This window comes from Streptomyces sp. NBC_00083 (assembly GCF_026343295.1).
GTDB lineage: Bacteria > Actinomycetota > Actinomycetes > Streptomycetales > Streptomycetaceae > Streptomyces.
The window spans coordinates 111,626-128,736 of sequence record NZ_JAPELY010000002.1 but is presented as its reverse complement, the minus strand read 5'-3'; the positions used below and the strand labels follow the sequence as shown (position 1 = coordinate 128,736).

12 protein-coding genes are annotated in these 17,111 nt (G+C 70.6%); 1 reads left to right on the top strand and 11 read right to left on the bottom strand.

The window, feature by feature from the left end; genetic code table 11:
• Positions 1–197: 197 nt before the first annotated feature.
• Positions 198–1,418, top strand: a complete 1,221-nt coding sequence (gene fahA, locus OOJ98_RS17005; RefSeq protein WP_267055755.1) for a fumarylacetoacetase — start codon at positions 198–200, stop codon at positions 1,416–1,418.
• 455 nt (positions 1,419–1,873) lie between these two features.
• Here fahA and recQ read toward each other — a convergent pair whose 3' ends face one another.
• The 11 genes from recQ to nuoE form a co-directional block, all read right to left on the bottom strand.
• A complete protein-coding gene (recQ, locus tag OOJ98_RS17000) occupies positions 1,874–3,748 on the bottom strand; it encodes a DNA helicase RecQ (protein WP_267057000.1) in 1,875 nt (624 codons plus the stop codon).
• A gap of 235 nt (positions 3,749–3,983) precedes the next feature.
• Entirely contained in the window at positions 3,984–5,636 is a 1,653-nt protein-coding gene (gene nuoN, locus OOJ98_RS16995) for an NADH-quinone oxidoreductase subunit NuoN (RefSeq protein WP_267055754.1), read from the bottom strand.
• Entirely contained in the window at positions 5,633–7,204 is a 1,572-nt protein-coding gene (locus OOJ98_RS16990) for an NADH-quinone oxidoreductase subunit M (RefSeq protein WP_267055753.1), read from the bottom strand. The genes nuoN and OOJ98_RS16990 overlap by 4 nt, the downstream gene beginning before the upstream one ends.
• Before the next feature lie 4 nt (positions 7,205–7,208).
• A complete protein-coding gene (gene nuoL / locus OOJ98_RS16985) occupies positions 7,209–9,164 on the bottom strand; it encodes an NADH-quinone oxidoreductase subunit L (protein WP_267055752.1) in 1,956 nt (651 codons plus the stop codon).
• A gap of 15 nt (positions 9,165–9,179) precedes the next feature.
• Positions 9,180–9,479, bottom strand: coding sequence for an NADH-quinone oxidoreductase subunit NuoK (nuoK, locus tag OOJ98_RS16980; RefSeq protein WP_100578793.1), 300 nt, complete (start codon positions 9,477–9,479; stop codon positions 9,180–9,182).
• Positions 9,476–10,357: an NADH-quinone oxidoreductase subunit J gene (locus tag OOJ98_RS16975; protein WP_267055751.1), complete on the bottom strand. Its 882-nt coding sequence runs from the start codon at positions 10,355–10,357 to the stop codon at positions 9,476–9,478. The genes nuoK and OOJ98_RS16975 overlap by 4 nt, the downstream gene beginning before the upstream one ends.
• Entirely contained in the window at positions 10,354–11,031 is a 678-nt protein-coding gene (nuoI, locus tag OOJ98_RS16970; RefSeq protein ID WP_267056999.1) for an NADH-quinone oxidoreductase subunit NuoI, read from the bottom strand. The genes OOJ98_RS16975 and nuoI overlap by 4 nt, the downstream gene beginning before the upstream one ends.
• A 19-nt stretch (positions 11,032–11,050) precedes the next feature.
• Positions 11,051–12,403 (bottom strand): NADH-quinone oxidoreductase subunit NuoH, encoded by a 1,353-nt coding sequence (gene nuoH / locus OOJ98_RS16965; protein ID WP_267056998.1) that lies wholly within the window; start codon positions 12,401–12,403, stop codon positions 11,051–11,053.
• Positions 12,403–14,928: an NADH-quinone oxidoreductase subunit G gene (locus OOJ98_RS16960; RefSeq protein WP_267055750.1), complete on the bottom strand. Its 2,526-nt coding sequence runs from the start codon at positions 14,926–14,928 to the stop codon at positions 12,403–12,405. Before OOJ98_RS16960 ends, nuoH begins: the two co-directional genes overlap by 1 nt.
• Positions 14,925–16,283 carry an NADH-quinone oxidoreductase subunit NuoF gene (gene nuoF, locus OOJ98_RS16955; protein ID WP_267055749.1) on the bottom strand — a complete coding sequence of 453 codons (1,359 nt, stop codon included), beginning with the start codon at positions 16,281–16,283 and terminating at the stop codon, positions 14,925–14,927. Before nuoF ends, OOJ98_RS16960 begins: the two co-directional genes overlap by 4 nt.
• Positions 16,283–17,098, bottom strand: a complete 816-nt coding sequence (nuoE, locus tag OOJ98_RS16950; protein WP_267056997.1) for an NADH-quinone oxidoreductase subunit NuoE — start codon at positions 17,096–17,098, stop codon at positions 16,283–16,285. Before nuoE ends, nuoF begins: the two co-directional genes overlap by 1 nt.
• Between the last annotated feature and the right edge of the window lie 13 nt (positions 17,099–17,111).

Sequence of the window (17,111 nt, the reverse complement as noted above, 5' to 3'; positions counted from 1 at the left end):
CTCGGGACAGAAAGCCCGACACCCCCGCCAGGGCGCGCGGCCCCCTCGCCGGTCCCGCCCCGGACAGAGACGCTAAGGGGGAACGACCGCTTCCGGAGACGGAATTTCCGGACATTGCGAACTCTTTAGGCACTGCCGCGCCGAGCACCGCCCACGTAACGTGTAGCCCACACCCGTGGAAAGCGAGGCAGGCACCGATGTCCGAGCAGAGCCCGCTCGAACTGGCCGAGGGCGACCCCTTCGGCCCGCACAATCTCCCGTACGGCGTCTTCTCCACGCCGGACCGCCCGGCCGACCGCAGGGTCGGCGTCCGCATCGGCGACCACGTCCTCGACGCGGGGGCGGCGGCGCACGCGCTGGGCTCCCCGTACGCGGCGCTCCTCGCCAAGCCGAGCCTCAACCCGCTCCTCGCGGCGGGGCGCACGGCCTGGCGCGATGTGCGCCGGGCGCTCACCGCCTGGGTGACGGTGCCCGCGCACCGCCCGGTGATAGAGCCCCTGCTGCACCCCCTCTCCGAGGTCGAGCTGCACCTGCCGTACGAGGTCGCCGACTACGTCGACTTCTACGCGAGCGAGCATCACGCCACCAACGTGGGCCAGATCTTCCGCCCCGACGGCGACGCGCTCACCCCCAACTGGAAGCACCTGCCGATCGGTTACCACGGCCGCTCCGGCACGATCGTGGTCTCGGGCACGGAGGTGCGCCGCCCGCAGGGGCAGCGCAAGACCCCCGCGGACGCCGCGCCGGTGTTCGGCCCCTCCGTCAAGCTGGACATCGAGGCCGAGGTGGGCTTCGTGGTGGGTACGCCGTCCGAGCTGGGCGAGCCGGTGGACCTGGCCTCGTTCGACGACCACGTCTTCGGTCTGTTCCTGCTCAACGACTGGTCCGCTCGGGACATCCAGGCCTGGGAGTACGTGCCGCTCGGCCCCTTCCTCGGCAAGTCCTTCGCCACGTCGGTCTCGGCGTGGGTCACCCCCCTGGAGGCCCTGGCGGCGGCCCGCACCGCCCCGCCCGCCCGGGACTTCCCCCTCCTGCCCTATCTGGATGACTCCGCCGAGGAGGTGCCGGGCGGGTTCGACCTGCGGATCACGGTGGCGATCAACGGCACGCCGGTCGCGGAGCCGCCGTTCTCGACGATGTACTGGACGGCCGCGCAGCAGCTGGCCCACATGACGGTGAACGGCGCGTCGCTGCGCACGGGTGACGTGTTCGGCTCGGGCACGGTCAGCGGACCCGAGCGCGACCAGCGCGGGTCGCTCCTCGAACTCACCTGGAACGGCACGGAGCCGCTGGAACTGCCCACGGGCAAGCGGACGTTCCTGGAGGACGGCGACGAGGTCACCCTCACGGCCTGGGCGGCCGGGCCGCACGGGGTCCCGGTGGGCCTGGGCGAGGTCCTCGGCCGCATCACCCCCTGACCCGGGACAGGGCTGCCCTCGGCGCCCTGCCAAGGGCAGCCCACCCGGGCCGACCCTTGGCAGGGTGCCCCGGCCCGGGACCCCTCGCCCTTGTCGGGGCGCCCGGACCGGGGGCCACCCCGGCTTTGGCAGCTGCCCGGCCCCGTCCCGTACAGGCCCCCTCAGCCCGTCCGGCGTTTGAGGACGAGCGCCCTTCAGGCGCGAACCGGGGTCTGGGGCGGAGCCCCAGGACACCCCGCCTTCGTCCGCGGACCGTGCCCGCGTCTCGCGCAGTTCCCCGCGCCCCTAAGTGGGTTGGCCTTCGCAGGGTGACCAGCAGAGGGTCTGGGGCGGAGCCCCAGGACACCCCGCCTTCGTCCGCGGACCGTGCCCGCGTCTCGCGCAGTTCCCCGCGCCCCTAAGTGGGTTGGCCTTCGCAGGGTGACCAGCAGAGGGTCTGGGGCGGAGCCCCGGGGTCAGGGGAGGTCGGCCAGGACGGTCAGGACGCCCTCGCCGTACTTGGCTCGCTTGTTCTCCCCCACCCCGCTCACCGTGGCCAACTCCTCCAGAGACCCCGGCCGAACCGTAGCGATCTCCCGCAACGTCGCATCGTGGAAGATGACGTACGCCGGAACCCCGCCCTCCTTCGCCTGCGCCGCCCGCCACGCCCGCAGCGCCTCGAAGACGGGCAGCGCCTCGGGCGGCAGGTCAGCCGCGGCCGCGGCGCCGCCGGACTTCTTCGGACCGCTCCGCGAAGCCGCCCGCGCCGGCTTCTCCGGCTCCGTCCGCATCCGGACCTCGCGCCGCCCCCCGAGCACCTCCCCGCTCGCCTCGGTCAGCACCAGCGTCCCGTACTCCCCCTCCACCGCCAGCAGCCCCTGCGCGAGCAACTGCCGCGCAACGCCCCGCCATTGGGCCTCCGAGAGGTCCTCTCCGATACCGAAGACCGACAGCGCGTCATGGTCGAACTGGATGATCTTCGCGGTCCTGCGGCCGAGCAGGATGTCGATGATCTGGCCGGCGCCGAACTTCTGGCCCCGCTCGCGCTGGAGGCGTACGACCGTGGAGAGCACCTTCTGCGCCGCCACCGTGCCGTCCCACGTCTTGGGCGGGGTGAGGCACGTGTCGCAGTTGCCGCAGTTCTCGGCGGTGGCCTCCTGGCCGAAGTAGCCGAGGAGCTGGGCCCGCCGGCAGGAGGCGGTCTCACAGAGCGCCAGCATCGCGTCGAGGTGCGCGGCGGCCCGGCGCCGGAACGCCTCGTCGCCCTCGCTGCCCTGGATCATCTTCCGCTGCTGGACGACGTCCTGCAGTCCGTACGCCATCCAGGCCGTCGACGGCAGCCCGTCACGCCCCGCGCGGCCGGTCTCCTGGTAGTAGCCCTCGACGGACTTGGGCAGGTCGAGGTGGGCGACGAACCGGACGTCGGGCTTGTCGATGCCCATGCCGAAGGCGATGGTGGCGACCACCACCAGGCCGTCCTCCCGCAGGAAGCGGGACTGGTTGACGGCTCGTGTGCCGGCGTCGAGCCCCGCGTGGTACGGGACGGCCTGGATGCCGTTGTCGCTCAGGTACTGCGCGGTCTTGTCGACCGAGGCGCGCGAGAGGCAGTAGACGATGCCCGCGTCTCCGTCGTGCTCCTCCTTGAGGAAGGTGAGCAGCTGCTTCTTCGGGTCGCTCTTGGGCACGATCCGGTACTGGATGTTGGGCCGGTCGAAGCTGGCCACGAAGTGCCGCGCGTCCGGCATGACGAGGCGCTGGGTGATCTCGCGGTGCGTCGCGTCGGTGGCGGTGGCGGTGAGCGCGATGCGAGGCACGTCGGGCCAGCGCTCGCCGAGCAGGGACAGGGCGAGGTAGTCGGGGCGGAAGTCGTGGCCCCACTGGGCGACGCAGTGCGCCTCGTCGATGGCGAAGACGGAGATCTTGGCGCGGGAGAGGAGGTCGAGGGTGGCTTCGACGCGGAGGCGCTCGGGGGCGAGGTAGAGGAGGTCGAGCTCGCCGGCGAGGAGTTCGGCCTCGACGGTGCGGCGCTCGTCGAAGTCCTGCGTGGAGTTGATGAACCCGGCGCGCACGCCGAGCGCCCGCAGGGCGTCCACCTGGTCCTGCATGAGGGCGATGAGCGGGGAGACGACGACGCCGGTGCCGGGCCTGACGAGGGCGGGGATCTGGTAGCACAGCGACTTTCCGCCGCCGGTGGGCATGAGCACGAGGGCGTCGCCCCCGGCCACGACGTGCTCGATGATGTCGCCCTGTGCGCCGCGGAACGTCTCGTACCCGAAGACGCGGTGCAGCGTCCGCTGGGCGTCGCTCTGCGTATCGATGTCCTGCGCTTCCGTGATCTGCGTGTCCACCATCTGCGTTCCGCCGGTTGCGCTCATCGCTCTGTCCCCCGCACTGGTCCGTCACCGTTCACCCCAGCAACGATAGGCGCCCCCACGGACACCCCCCGAGTTATCCACAACCCCGGCCCCGGGTGGACCGTGGCAGGGCGCCCAGGCCCGGCCCCCTCAGCCCGTCCGGCGTCTGAGGGCGGGCGTGCGGAAGGCCCCGGCGTTGGTGGCTTGCCGGGGCCCGTCTCACGAGGGTGAGCTAGCGCACGAACACCCCCGCGTTGTGCGCGAGGTCGAGGAAGTACTGCGGCGCCACACCCAGCACCAGCGTCACCGCGACGCCGACCGCGATCGCCGTCATCGTCAGCGGGGACGGGACCGCCACCGTCGGGCCGTCGGCCTTCGGCTCGCTGAAGAACATCAGCACGATCACCCGGATGTAGAAGAACGCCGCGACGGCGGAGGAAATCACACCGACCACGACCAGCGCCCCCGCGCCTCCCTCGGCCGCCGCCTTGAACACGGCGAACTTTCCGGAGAAGCCGGAGGTCAGCGGGATGCCGGCGAAGGCGAGCAGGAAGACCGCGAAGACCGCCGCGACCAGCGGCGAGCGCCGGCCGAGCCCCGCCCACTTGGACAGGTGGGTCGCCTCGCCGCCCGCGTCCCGCACCAGCGTGACCACCGCGAACGCGCCGATCGTCACGAAGGAGTACGCCCCCAGGTAGAAGAGGACGGACGAGATGCCGTCCGCGTTGGTGGCGATGACACCGGCCAGGATGAACCCGGCGTGCGCGATCGAGGAGTACGCGAGGAGCCGCTTGATGTCGGTCTGGGTGATCGCGACGACCGCGCCGCCCAGCATCGTGATGATCGCGACGCCCCACATGACCGGCCGCCAGTCCCAGCTCATGCCGGGCAGCACCACGTACAGCAGACGCAGCAGCGCACCGAAGGCGGCGACCTTGGTGGCGGCCGCCATGAAGCCCGTCACCGGGGTGGGCGCGCCCTGGTAGACGTCCGGGGTCCACATGTGGAACGGCACCGCGCCGACCTTGAACAGCAGGCCCATCAGGAGCATCGCGCCGCCGATGAGCAGCAGCGCGTCGTTGCCCATGGTGCCGGCGAGCGCGGGGTCGACGTTCTGGACGGAGCCGCTGACGACATCGGCGATCGTGGCGTACGAGACGGAGCCCGCGTAGCCGTACAGGAGCGCGATGCCGAAGAGCAGGAAGGCCGAGGAGAACGCGCCGAGCAGGAAGTACTTGACGGCCGCTTCCTGCGACATGAGCCGCTTGCGGCGGGCGAGCGCGCACAGCAGGTAGAGGGGGAGGGAGAAGACTTCCAGAGCCACGAAGAGGGTCAGGAGGTCGTTCGCCGCCGGGAAGACCAGCATCCCGGAGACCGCGAACAGCGCGAGCGGGAAGACCTCCGTGGTCGTGAACCCGGCCTTGACCGCGGCCTTCTCGCTGTCGCTGCCCGGCACCGAGGCCGCCTGGGCGGCGAAGGAGTCCACCCTGCTGCCGTGCGCCTCCGGGTCGAGGCGGCGCTCGGCGAAGGTGAAGACCGCGACGATCGAGGCCAGCAGGATCGTGCCCTGGAGGAAGAGCGCGGGGCCGTCGACCGCGACCGCGCCCATCGCCGCGATGTGTGCCTTGGTGGTGCCGTAGCCACCGGCCGCGAGGCCGACGACCGCCGCGAAGGCCGCGGCGAGCGCGACCACCGCGAGGAAGACCTGCGTGTAGTACCGGGCGCGGCGCGGGACGAAGGCCTCGACGAGGACGCCGACGACCGCCGCGCCCACCACGATCAGCGTGGGTGCGAGCTGCGCGTACTCGATGTGCGGCGCGGGGATCTTGTCCAGCTTTCCCTCGGCCGCCGTGGTCCACAGGCTGTGGACAGCTGATGGGCTCACTTGGCCGCCTCCACCGCGGGGTTGGGATCCTTCTTGTGTACGTCCGACATCGTGTGCTGCACCGCCGGGTTGACGATGTCCGTCAGCGGCTTCGGGTAGACCCCGAGGAAGATCAGCACCGCGATCAGCGGGGCGACCACCAGCAGCTCACGCACCTTGAGGTCGGGCATGCCCTGGACCTCGGCCTTGACCGGCCCGGTCATCGTCCGCTGGTAGAGGACGAGGACGTAGAGCGCGGCCAGGACGATGCCGAGGGTCGCGACCACCCCCGCCACCGGGTAGCGGCTGAACGTGCCGACCAGGACGAGGAATTCGCTCACGAAGGGAGCGAGGCCCGGCAGGGACAGGGTGGCGAGGCCGCCGATCAGGAACGTGCCGGCGAGCACCGGGGCGACCTTCTGGACGCCGCCGTAGTCCGAGATGAGCCGGGAGCCGCGGCGCGAGATCAGGAAGCCGGCCACCAGCATCAGCGCGGCCGTCGAGATCCCGTGGTTGACCATGTAGAGCGTCGCGCCGGACTGCCCCTGGCTGGTCATCGCGAAGATGCCCATGACGATGAAGCCGAAGTGCGAGATCGACGCGTACGCCACCAAGCGCTTGATGTCGCGCTGGCCGACCGCGAGCAGCGCCCCGTAGATGATGCTGATCACGGCGAGCACCACGATCACGGGCGTGGCCCACTTGCTGGCCTCCGGGAAGAGCTGGAGGCAGAAGCGCAGCATCGCGAAGGTGCCGACCTTGTCGACGACCGCGGTGATCAGAACGGCGACCGGTGCGGTCGACTCGCCCATCGCGTTGGGCAGCCAGGTGTGCAGCGGCCACAGCGGGGCCTTCACCGCGAAGGCGAAGAAGAAGCCGAGGAACAGCAGCCGCTCGGTGCCGGTCGCCATGTGGAGCGAGCCGCTCGCGCGGGCCGAGGCGATCTCGTCCAGCGAGAACGAGCCGGCCACCACGTACAGGCCGATGACCGCGGCCAGCATGATGAGGCCGCCGACCAGGTTGTAGAGCAGGAACTTGACGGCCGCGTACGAGCGTTGGGTCGCCGCCGCCTCGTCGCCCTGACTGTGGGCCCGGTCGCCGAAGCCGCCGATGAGGAAGTACATCGGGATGAGCATGGCTTCGAACAGGATGTAGAAGAGGAAGACGTCGGTGGCCTCGAAGGAGAGCACCACCATCGCCTCGACGGCGAGGATCAGGGCGAAGAAGCCCTGGGTGGGCCGCCAGCGGCTGCTGTGGGTCTCCAGGGGGTCGGCGTCGTGCCAGCCGGCCGCGATGATGAACGGGATGAGCAGCGCGGTGAGCCCGATGAGGGCGACGCCGATGCCGTCGATACCCAGTTCGTAGCGGACTCCGAAGTCCTTGATCCAGGCGTGCGACTCGGTCAACTGGTAGCGGGCGCCGCCCGGTTCGAACCGGACGAGCTGGATCGCGGCGAGCACCAGGGTGCCGACCGAGACCAGCAGCGCCAGCCACTTGGCGGCGGTCCGCCGTGCGGCGGGGACGGCCGCGGTCGCGACCGCGCCGAGCGCCGGCAGGGCGGCCGTGGCGGTGAGGAGGGGGAAGGACATCGCGTTACACCGCCCTCATCAGCAGAGTCGCGGCGATGATCACCACAGCACCTCCGAACATCGAGACCGCGTAGCTGCGGGCGAAGCCGTTCTGCAGCTTGCGCAGGCGGCCGGAGAGCCCGCCGACCGAGGCGGCGGTTCCATTGACGACTCCGTCGACCAGGCTGTGGTCGAGGTAGACGAGCGAGCGGGTGAGGTGTTCGCCGCCGCGGACCAGGACCACGTGGTTGAAGTCGTCCTGGAGCAGGTCGCGGCGGGCGGCCCGGGTGAGCAGCGAGCCGCGCGGGGCGACGGCCGGCACGGGCTTGCGGCCGTACTGGGCGATCGCGAGGCCCGCGCCGATCAGCAGGCAGACCATGGTGGCGCCGGTGACGGTCCACTCCCCGACCGGCGAATCGCCGTGGGAGAAGGAGGTGACGGGCTCCAGCCACTTCACGAAGCGGTCGCCGATACCGAAGATGCCGCCGGCGAAGACCGATCCGAAGGCGAGGACGATCATGGGGATCGTCATGGTCTTCGGAGACTCGTGCGGGTGCGGTTCGGCGTGGGCGCCGTGGGTGTCGGCGGCGGGCTCCACGTCCGGCTCGGCCGGCGACGCGGTCTTCGCGTGCTTCCAGCGCTCCTCACCGAAGAAGGTCATCACCATCACGCGCGTCATGTAGTACGCGGTGATCGCGGCGCCGAGCAGGGTGACCGTGCCGAGGATCCAGCCCTCGGTGCCGCCCTTGGCGAACGCCGCCTCGATGATCTTGTCCTTGGAGAAGAATCCGGACAGGCCCGGGAAGCCGATGATCGCCAGGTAGCCGAGGCCGAAGGTCACGAAGGTGACCGGCATGTACTTCCGCAGGCCGCCGTACTTGCGCATGTCGACCTCGTCGTTCATGCCGTGCATGACGGAGCCGGCGCCGAGGAAGAGCCCGGCCTTGAAGAAGCCGTGCGTCACCAGGTGCATGATCGCGAAGACGTAGCCGATCGGACCGAGGCCGGTCGCGAGGACCATGTAGCCGATCTGCGACATCGTCGAGCCGGCGAGGGCCTTCTTGATGTCGTCCTTGGCGCAACCGACGATCGCACCGAACAGGAGCGTGACCGCGCCGATGACCACGACGACCGTCTGGACGTCGGGCACCGCGTTGAAGACCGCGCCGGAGCGGGTGATCAGGTAGACGCCGGCGGTCACCATGGTCGCCGCGTGGATGAGGGCCGAGACCGGGGTCGGGCCCTCCATCGCGTCACCGAGCCAGGACTGGAGCGGGACCTGCGCCGACTTGCCGCACGCGGCGAGCAGCAGCATCAGGCCGATCGCCGTGTCGCGCCCCGAACTCGCCTGGCCGGCCCCGCCGAGGACGGTGGAGAAGGCGAACGAGCCGAACGTCGTGAACATCACCATGATGGCGATCGACAGGCCCATGTCGCCGACCCGGTTGACCAGGAAGGCCTTCTTGGCGGCGGTCGCCGCGCTGGGCTTGTGCTGCCAGAAGCCGATGAGCAGGTAGGACGCGAGGCCCACGCCTTCCCAGCCGACGTACAGGAGCAGGTAGTTGTCGGCGAGGACCAGCAGGAGCATCGCCGCGAGGAACAGGTTGAGGTAGCCGAAGAAGCGACGGCGGTTCTCGTCGTGCTCCATGTAGCCGATCGAATAGATGTGGATCAGGGTGCCCACACCGGTGATCAGCAGGACGAAGGTCATCGACAACTGGTCGAGCTGGAAGCCGACGTCGGCCTGGAAGCCCTGGACGGGGATCCAGCTGAACAGGTGCTGGGTCACCGTCCGGTGGTCGGCGGAGCGGCCCAGCATGTCGAAGAAGAGCACCGCGCCGATGACGAAGGACGCGGCCGCGAGCAGGGTGCCCAGCCAGTGGCCGACGCGGTCGAGGCGCCGGCCGCCGCACAGCAGGACGGCGGCTCCGAGCAGGGGCGCCGCGATGAGCAGCGCGATGAGGTTCTGTGTGTTTCCCACGGTTGCAGCGACCCCTTACAGCTTCATCAGGCTGGCGTCGTCGACCGAGGCCGAGTGGCGGGAACGGAAGAGCGACACGATGATCGCGAGTCCGACCACGACCTCCGCGGCGGCGACGACCATCGTGAAGAACGCGATGATCTGGCCGTCGAGGTTGCCGTGCAGCCGGGAGAAGCAGACGAAGGCGAGGTTGCAGGCGTTGAGCATCAGCTCGACGCACATGAAGACCACGATCGCGTTCCGCCTGATGAGCACCCCGGCGGCGCCGATGGTGAACAACAGGGCTGCCAGATAGAGGTAGTTGACCGGATTCACTTGGCGGCCTCCTCTTGGTCGCGCCCGAGGTCGTGGTCGCGCCCGGCATCCCGGCCGTGTCCCGAGTCGTTGCCCCGGCCGAGCCGGCCCTCCGAGCGCTGCTCCAGCGCCTTGAGGTCGGCGAGCGCCTCGTTGGAGACGTCGCGGATCTGGCCGCGGCCGCGGAGGGTCTGGTTGACGGTGAGCTCGGACGGGGTGCCGTCGGGGAGCAGGCCCGCGATGTCCACCGCGTTGTGCCGGGCGTAGACGCCGGGGGCGGGCAGCGGGGGCAGGTGCTTGCCGCGTACGCGCTCTTCGGACATCTCGCGCTGGGTCTTGGCGCGCTCGGTGCGCTCCCGGTGGGTGAGCACCATCGCGCCGACCGCCGAGGTGATCAGGAGGGCGCCGGTGATTTCGAAGGCGAAGACGTACTTGGTGAAGATGAGGGTCGCGAGCCCCTCGACGTTTCCGTTGGCGTTGGCCTGGCCCAGCCCGTTGAAGCTCTTGAGCGAGGCGTTGGCGATGCCGGCGATGAGGAGCACACCGAAGCCGAGCCCGCAGGCCGCGGCCCACCAGCGCTGGCCCTTGATGGTCTCCTTCAGCGAGTCGGCGGCGGTGACGCCGACCAGCATGACGACGAAGAGGAACAGCATCATGATCGCGCCGGTGTAGACGACGATCTGGACGATGCCCAGGAAGTACGCCCCGTTGGCGAGGTAGAACACCGCGAGGATGATCATGGTTCCGGCGAGGCACAGCGCGCTGTGCACGGCCTTCCTCATGAGGATCGTGCACAGGGCGCCGACCACGGCGACCGTGCCGAGCACCCAGAACTGGAAGGCCTCACCGGTGGAGGTGTGCGAGGCCGCGGCGGCCAGCAGCTCGGTGGGCGCGCTCATGCCCCCACCGCCTTGCCGGACGCGGGCTCGTCGTCACCGAAGGTGGACGCGCCCTCCTGGGGCCGCTCCCCCTTGCTGAGCGCGACCTGGCGGACGGTGCCGGGCGCGGCCTCGGTGACCAGGCCGCGGTAGTAGTCCTGCTCGTCCATGCCCGGGTAGATCGCGTGCGGACTGTCGACCATAATGTCGTCGAGCCCGGCGAGGAGCTGCTCCTTGGTGTAGATCAGGTTCTCGCGCGAGGAGTCGGCCAGTTCGAACTCGTTGGTCATCGTCAGCGCCCGGGTGGGGCACGCCTCGATGCACAGACCGCACAGGATGCAGCGGGCGTAGTTGATCTGGTAGACGCGGCCGTAGCGCTCGCCCGGCGAGTAGCGCTCCTCTTCCGTGTTGTCGGCGCCCTCCACATAGATGGCGTCGGCGGGACAGGCCCAGGCGCACAGCTCGCAGCCGATGCACTTCTCCAGGCCGTCCGGATGCCGGTTGAGCTGGTGGCGGCCGTGGAAGCGCGGCGCGGTGACCTTCGGCGTCTCCGGGTACTGCTCGGTCAGCCGCTTCTTGAACATGGCCTTGAAGGTCACGCCGAAGCCGGCCACGGGGTTGAGGAACTTGTCCTGCGACTCCTGCGACCCGGCCGGCTGCCCGGCCTTCGCCGGCTGCGCCGACTTCTTGCTCAAGGACTTGTCAGATGGCGTGTCAGACACCGTCGCCCTCCCTTCCTTCTCCGTCACTCTGAGTATCCGCCCCACCACTGACAATCAACTCGCGCTCCTGACGCGGCCGTCGGCGGGGTACGGGCGGAAGGGTCTGTCCGGGCAGCGGCGGCACCGGGAATCCCCCGGCCATCGGGTCGAAGGCGGCGGGCGGCGTCTTCGCCTCCTCGTCCTCCCCCTTCTTGCTCCGGAACACGTCCGCGACGAAGGAGAGCAGCAGCAGCGCGACGACGGCGCCGCCGACGTACAGCACGATCTTCGAGAAGCCGTAGCCCTCGTTGTGCAGTGCCCGTACGGTCGCGACCATCATCAGCCAGACCACGGAGACCGGGATGAGGACCTTCCACCCCAGCTTCATCAGCTGGTCGTAGCGGACCCGGGGCAGCGTGCCGCGCAGCCAGATGAAGAAGAAGAGCAGCAGCTGGACCTTGATGACGAACCAGAGCATCGGCCACCAGCCGTGGTTCGCGCCCTCCCAGAAGGTGCTGACCGGCCAGGGTGCGCGCCAGCCGCCGAGGAAGAGGGTGACCGAGACGGCCGAGACGGTGACCATGTTGACGTACTCGGCGAGCATGAACATCGCGAACTTGATCGACGAGTACTCGGTGTTGAAGCCGCCGACCAGGTCGCCCTCGGACTCCGGCATGTCGAACGGCGCCCGGTTGGTCTCGCCGATCATCGTGACGATGTAGATGATGAACGAGACCGGCAGCAGCACGATGTACCAGCGGTCGCCCTGCGCCTCCACGATCTTCGAGGTCGACATCGACCCGGAGTAGAGGAAGACCGAGGCGAAGGCCGCGCCCATGGCGATCTCGTACGAGATCATCTGCGCGCAGGAGCGCAGGCCGCCCAGGAGCGGATAGGTGGAGCCCGACGACCAGCCGGCGAGCACGATGCCGTAGATGCCGACCGAGGCGACGGCCAGGATGTACAGCATGGCGATCGGCAGGTCGGTGAGTTGCATCGTGGTGCGGTGGCCGAAGATCGACACCTCGTTGCCGGCGGGCCCGAACGGGATGACGGCGATCGCCATGAACGCGGGGATCGCGGCGATGATCGGGGCCAGGACGTAGACGACCTTGTCGGCCCTCTTGACGATGACGTCTTCCTTCAGCATCAGCTTGATGCCGTCGGCGAGCGACTGGAGCATGCCCCAGGGACCGTGCCGGTTGGGGCCGATGCGCAGCTGCATCCAGGCGACGACCTTGCGCTCCCACACGATGGAGAACAACACGGTCACCATGAGGAACGCGAAGCAGAAGACGGCCTTGACGACGACGAGCCACCAGGGGTCGCGGCCGAACAGGGAGAGGTCCTCCGCAGCGAGCGTGATCACGCCTCCACCACCTCCGAGGGGGCATCCGTAACGGCCGGTCCGATGCGGACGACCTGTCCGGGGACCGCGCCGGTGTCGGCGGCGACCCCGCCTCCGACGGAGTTCAGCGGCAGCCACACCACCCGGTCGGGCATCTCGCTCACCTGGAGCGGGAGTTGGACACCGCCGGACGCGCCGGTGACCTGGAGCAGGTCGCCGTCCTTGACGCCGGCCTCGGCCGCGGTGGCCGCCGAGAGCCGGGCGACGGCCGCGTGCCGGGTGCCGGCCAGCGCCTCGTCGCCCGCCTGGAGCGAGCCCTGGTCGAGCAGCATCCGGTGCCCGGCGAGGACGGCTTCGCCCTCGGCGGGCCGGGGCAGCGCCAGCGCCGTCTCCAGGGGCTCGCTCGCGCGCGGCCCGTCCCAGGTGCCGAGCCGCGTCATCTCGCGCCGCACGGCGTGGACGTCGGGCAGGGCGAACCGGCCGCCGTCGTCGGTGCCCGCGGCGTCGGCGACCGCGTCGGCCAGCATGTGCAGCACCCGCGCGTCGGTGGGCGCCAGGGTGCGGGTCATCTGCTCCGGCTTGAGCGCGGCCTCGAACAGGCGGGCCCTGCCTTCCCAGGTGAGGAAGGCACCGGACTTCTCGGTGACGGAGGCGACCGGGAAGACCACCGCCGCGTGGGCGGTGACCGCGCTCGGCCGCAGTTCGAGGCTGACCACGAAGGCGCCTTCGAGGGCCTGGCGGGCCCGCGCCGGGTCCGGCAGGTCGGCCGGGTCGACGCCCGCGACGAGCAGCGCGCCCAGTTCGCCGGTGACGGCGGCCTCGACGATCTGTCCGGTGTCGCGGCCGTAGCGGTGCGGAAGTTCGCGTACGCCCCAGGCGCCGGCGACCTCGTCGCGGGCGCGCGGGTCGGTGGCCGGGCGGCCGCCGGGCAGCAGCGACGGGAGCGCGCCCGCCTCCACCGCGCCGCGCTCGCCGGCCCGGCGCGGGATCCACACCAGTTCGGCGCCGGTGGCGGAGGCCGCGCGCACCGCGGCGGTCAGCGCGCCGGGCACGCCCGCGAGCCGCTCACCCACGATGAGGACGGCGCCCGGGGAGCGCAGGGCCTCGGCCGCCTTCGCGCCGTCGTCGTCGAGGCCGACGCCGCCCGCGAGCGCGTCGAGCCACTCGGTCTCGGTGCCGGGCGCGGCGGGCAGCAGGGTGCCGCCCGCCTTCGCGAGGCCCCGCGTCATGTGGGTGGCGAGCGAGAAGGTGCGCTGGCCGTGCTTGCGCCAGGCCTTGCGCAGCCGCAGGAAGACGCCGGGCGCCTCCTCCTCGGACTCGAAGCCCACCAGGAGGACGGCCGGTGCCTGTTCCACGGAGGCGTAGGTCGCGCCCCGCCCGTCGAGGTCACGGCCCCGGCCGGCGACGCGGGCCGCCAGGAAGTCGGCCTCCTCCGCGGAGTGCGTCCGGGCCCGGAAGTCGATGTCGTTGGTGTCGAGGACGGTCCGGGCGAACTTGGCGTAGGCGTACGCGTCCTCGACGGTGAGCCGTCCGCCGACGAGGACTCCGGCCCGGCCGCGCGCGGCGGCGAGCCCGGTGGCCGCGGCCTCCAGCGCCTCGGGCCAGCTCGCCGGTTCGAGCACGCCCTCGGCGTTGCGCACCAGCGGCGTGGTCAGCCGGTCGTGCTGCTGTCCGTACCGGAAGCCGAACCTGCCCTTGTCGCAGATCCACTCCTCGTTGACCTCGGGGTCCTCCGCCGCGAGGCGGCGCATGACCTTGCCGCGCCGGTGGTCGGTGCGGGTCGCGCAGCCGCCCGCGCAGTGCTCGCACACCGAGGGCGACGACACCAGGTCGAAGGGGCGGGAGCGGAAGCGGTACGCCGCCGAGGTCAGCGCGCCGACCGGGCAGATCTGGATGGTGTTGCCGGAGAAGTACGACTCGAACGGGTCGCCCTCGCCGGTGCCGACCTGCTGGAGCGCGCCCCGCTCGATCAGCTCGATCATCGGGTCGCCGGCGATCTGGTTGGAGAAGCGGGTGCAGCGCGCGCACAGCACGCAGCGCTCGCGGTCCAGGAGCACCTGGGTGGAGATCGGGACCGGCTTCTCGTAGGTGCGCTTGTGGCCCTCGAAGCGCGAGTCCGCGGAGCCGACCTGCATCGCCTGGTTCTGCAGGGGGCATTCGCCGCCCTTGTCGCAGACCGGGCAGTCCAACGGGTGGTTGATCAGGAGGAGTTCCATCACCCCGCGCTGGGCCTTCTCGGCGACCGGCGAGGAGAGCTGGGACTTGACCACCATGCCGTCGGTGCAGGTGATGGTGCAGGACGCCATCGGCTTGCGCTGGCCCTCGACCTCGACGATGCACTGGCGGCAGGCGCCGGCCGGGTCGAGCAGGGGGTGGTCGCAGAACCGCGGGATCTCGATGCCGAGCTGTTCGGCGGCGCGGATCACCAGAGTGCCCTTGGGGACGCTGATGCCGACGCCGTCGATGGTCAGCGAGACGAGATCCTCCGGCGGCACGGCCGCCTCGCCGCCCCCGGAGGAAGCGCTACTCGTCGTCACAGTCATGCGTTCACCTCCGTGCTGTCGTCCGCCCAGGCCGTGGACCTGGCGGGGTCGAAGGGGCAGCCCTTGCCCGTGATGTGCCGCTCGTACTCGTCGCGGAAGTACTTGAGCGAAGAGAAGATCGGCGAGGCGGCGCCGTCGCCGAGCGCGCAGAACGACTTGCCGTTGATGTTGTCGGCGATGTCGTTCAGCTTGTCGAGGTCGTCCATCGAGCCCTTGCCGGCCTCGATGTCGCGGAGCAACTGGACCAGCCAGTAGGTCCCTTCACGGCAGGGCGTGCACTTGCCGCAGGACTCGTGGGCGTAGAACTCGGTCCAGCGGGTGACGGCCCGCACCACGCAGGTCGTCTCGTCGAAGCACTGGAGCGCCTTGGTGCCGAGCATCGAGCCGGCCGCGCCCACACCCTCGTAGTCGAGGGCCACGTCGAGGTGCTCGTCGGTGAACATCGGGGTGGAGGAGCCGCCCGGCGTCCAGAACTTGAGCCGGTGGCCCTTGCGCATCCCGCCGCTCATGTCGAGCAGCTGGCGCAGGGTGATGCCCAGCGGCGCCTCGTACTGGCCGGGGCTCGTGACGTGCCCGCTGAGCGAGTACAGCGTGAAACCCGGGGACTTCTCGCTGCCCATCGACTTGAACCAGTCCTTGCCCCGGTTCAGGATCGCGGGAACCGACGCGATGGATTCGACGTTGTTCACCACAGTGGGGCACGCGTACAGACCGGCCACCGCGGGGAAGGGGGGCCGGAGCCGGGGCTGGCCGCGACGGCCTTCGAGGGAGTCCAGGAGCGCGGTCTCCTCGCCGCAGATGTACGCGCCGGCGCCCGCGTGCACGGTGAGTTCGAGGTCGAGGCCGCTGCCGAGGATGTCCTTGCCGAGGAAGCCCGCCTCGTACGCCTCGCGCACGGCCTCGTGCAGCCGCCGCAGTACGGGGACGACTTCGCCGCGCAGGTAGATGAAGGCGTGCGAGGAGCGGATCGCGTAGCAGGCGATCACGATGCCCTCGATGAGGGAGTGCGGGTTGGCGAACAGGAGCGGGATGTCCTTGCAGGTCCCGGGCTCCGATTCGTCGGCGTTGACGACGAGGTAGTGCGGCTTGCCGTCGCCCTGCGGGATGAACTGCCACTTCATCCCGGTGGGGAAGCCGGCGCCGCCGCGGCCGCGCAGACCGGAGTCCTTGACGTACGCGATGAGGTCGTCCGGGGTCATGGCGAGTGCCTTGCGCAGGCCCTCGTAGCCGTCGTGGCGCCGGTAGGTGTCCAGGGTCCACGAATCGGGCTGGTCCCAGAAGGCGGAGAGGACGGGTGCCAGGAGCTTCTCCGGGCTTCCGTTCCCGTTGCCTTCGATCTCGGTGGCCAAGGTCATCACTTCCCCTCCTCGGAGACCGGGCCCGCCGGGTGCTCGGGGTCGGACGCCGAGGTCTGCTGCGGTGCGTCGTGCGAGCTCAAGTGGTGCGAGCCCGGCTGGGGTCGGTCCTGCGGCTCCTGGCCGCCGCGCGGGTGCACCACGCGTGCGCCCGGTGTCTCGCCCTTGGCGAGCCGCAGCCCGGCGAGCGAGGCGGGGCCTGCGCCGCCGGTCGCGGCCACGGCGCCGGGGCGCTCGTCGGGGAAGCCGGCGAGGATCCGCGCGGTCTCCTTGTACGTGCACAGGGGGGCGCCCCGGGTCGGTTCGACGGGGCGGCCGGCGCGCAGGTCGTCGACGAGACGCTTGGCGCTCTCGGGGTCCTGGTTGTCGAAGAACTCCCAGTTGACCATCACGACGGGCGCGAAGTCGCAGGCCGCGTTGCACTCGATGTGTTCGAGCGTGACCTTGCCGTCGTCGGTCGTCTCGTTGTTGCCGACGCCCAGATGGCTCTTCAGCTCGTCGAAGATGGCGTCGCCGCCCATCACCGCGCAGAGCGTGTTGGTGCAGACGCCGACCTGGTACTCGCCGGACGGCTTGCGCCGGTACATGGAGTAGAAGGTGGCGACCGCGGTGACCTCGGCCGTCGTCAGCTCCAGGAGCTCCGCGCAGAAGGCCATGCCGGTGCGCGAGACGAATCCCTCCTCCGCCTGGCAGAGGTGGAGCAGCGGCAGTAGCGCGGAGCGGCTGTCGGGGTAGCGGGCGACGATCTCCTTGCCGTCCGCTACGAGCCGGGCGCGTACATCGGCCGGGTAGTCGGGCGCGGGCAGTTGGGGCATGCCCAATTGGATG

Bases quoted from the DNA above. Each gene is read 5' to 3' on its own strand.
- fahA (WP_267055755.1), top strand. From the start codon at position 198: ATGTCCGAGCAGAGCCCGCTCGAACTGGCCGAGGGCGACCCCTTCGGC.
- recQ (WP_267057000.1), bottom strand. From the start codon at position 3,748: ATGGTGGACACGCAGATCACGGAAGCGCAGGACATCGATACGCAGAGC.
- OOJ98_RS16990 (WP_267055753.1), bottom strand. From the start codon at position 7,204: ATGTCCTTCCCCCTCCTCACCGCCACGGCCGCCCTGCCGGCGCTCGGC.
- OOJ98_RS16975 (WP_267055751.1), bottom strand. From the start codon at position 10,357: ATGAGCGCGCCCACCGAGCTGCTGGCCGCCGCGGCCTCGCACACCTCC.
- OOJ98_RS16960 (WP_267055750.1), bottom strand. From the start codon at position 14,928: ATGACTGTGACGACGAGTAGCGCTTCCTCCGGGGGCGGCGAGGCGGCC.
- nuoF (WP_267055749.1), bottom strand. From the start codon at position 16,283: ATGACCTTGGCCACCGAGATCGAAGGCAACGGGAACGGAAGCCCGGAG.
- nuoE (WP_267056997.1), bottom strand. From the start codon at position 17,098: ATGCCCCAACTGCCCGCGCCCGACTACCCGGCCGATGTACGCGCCCGG.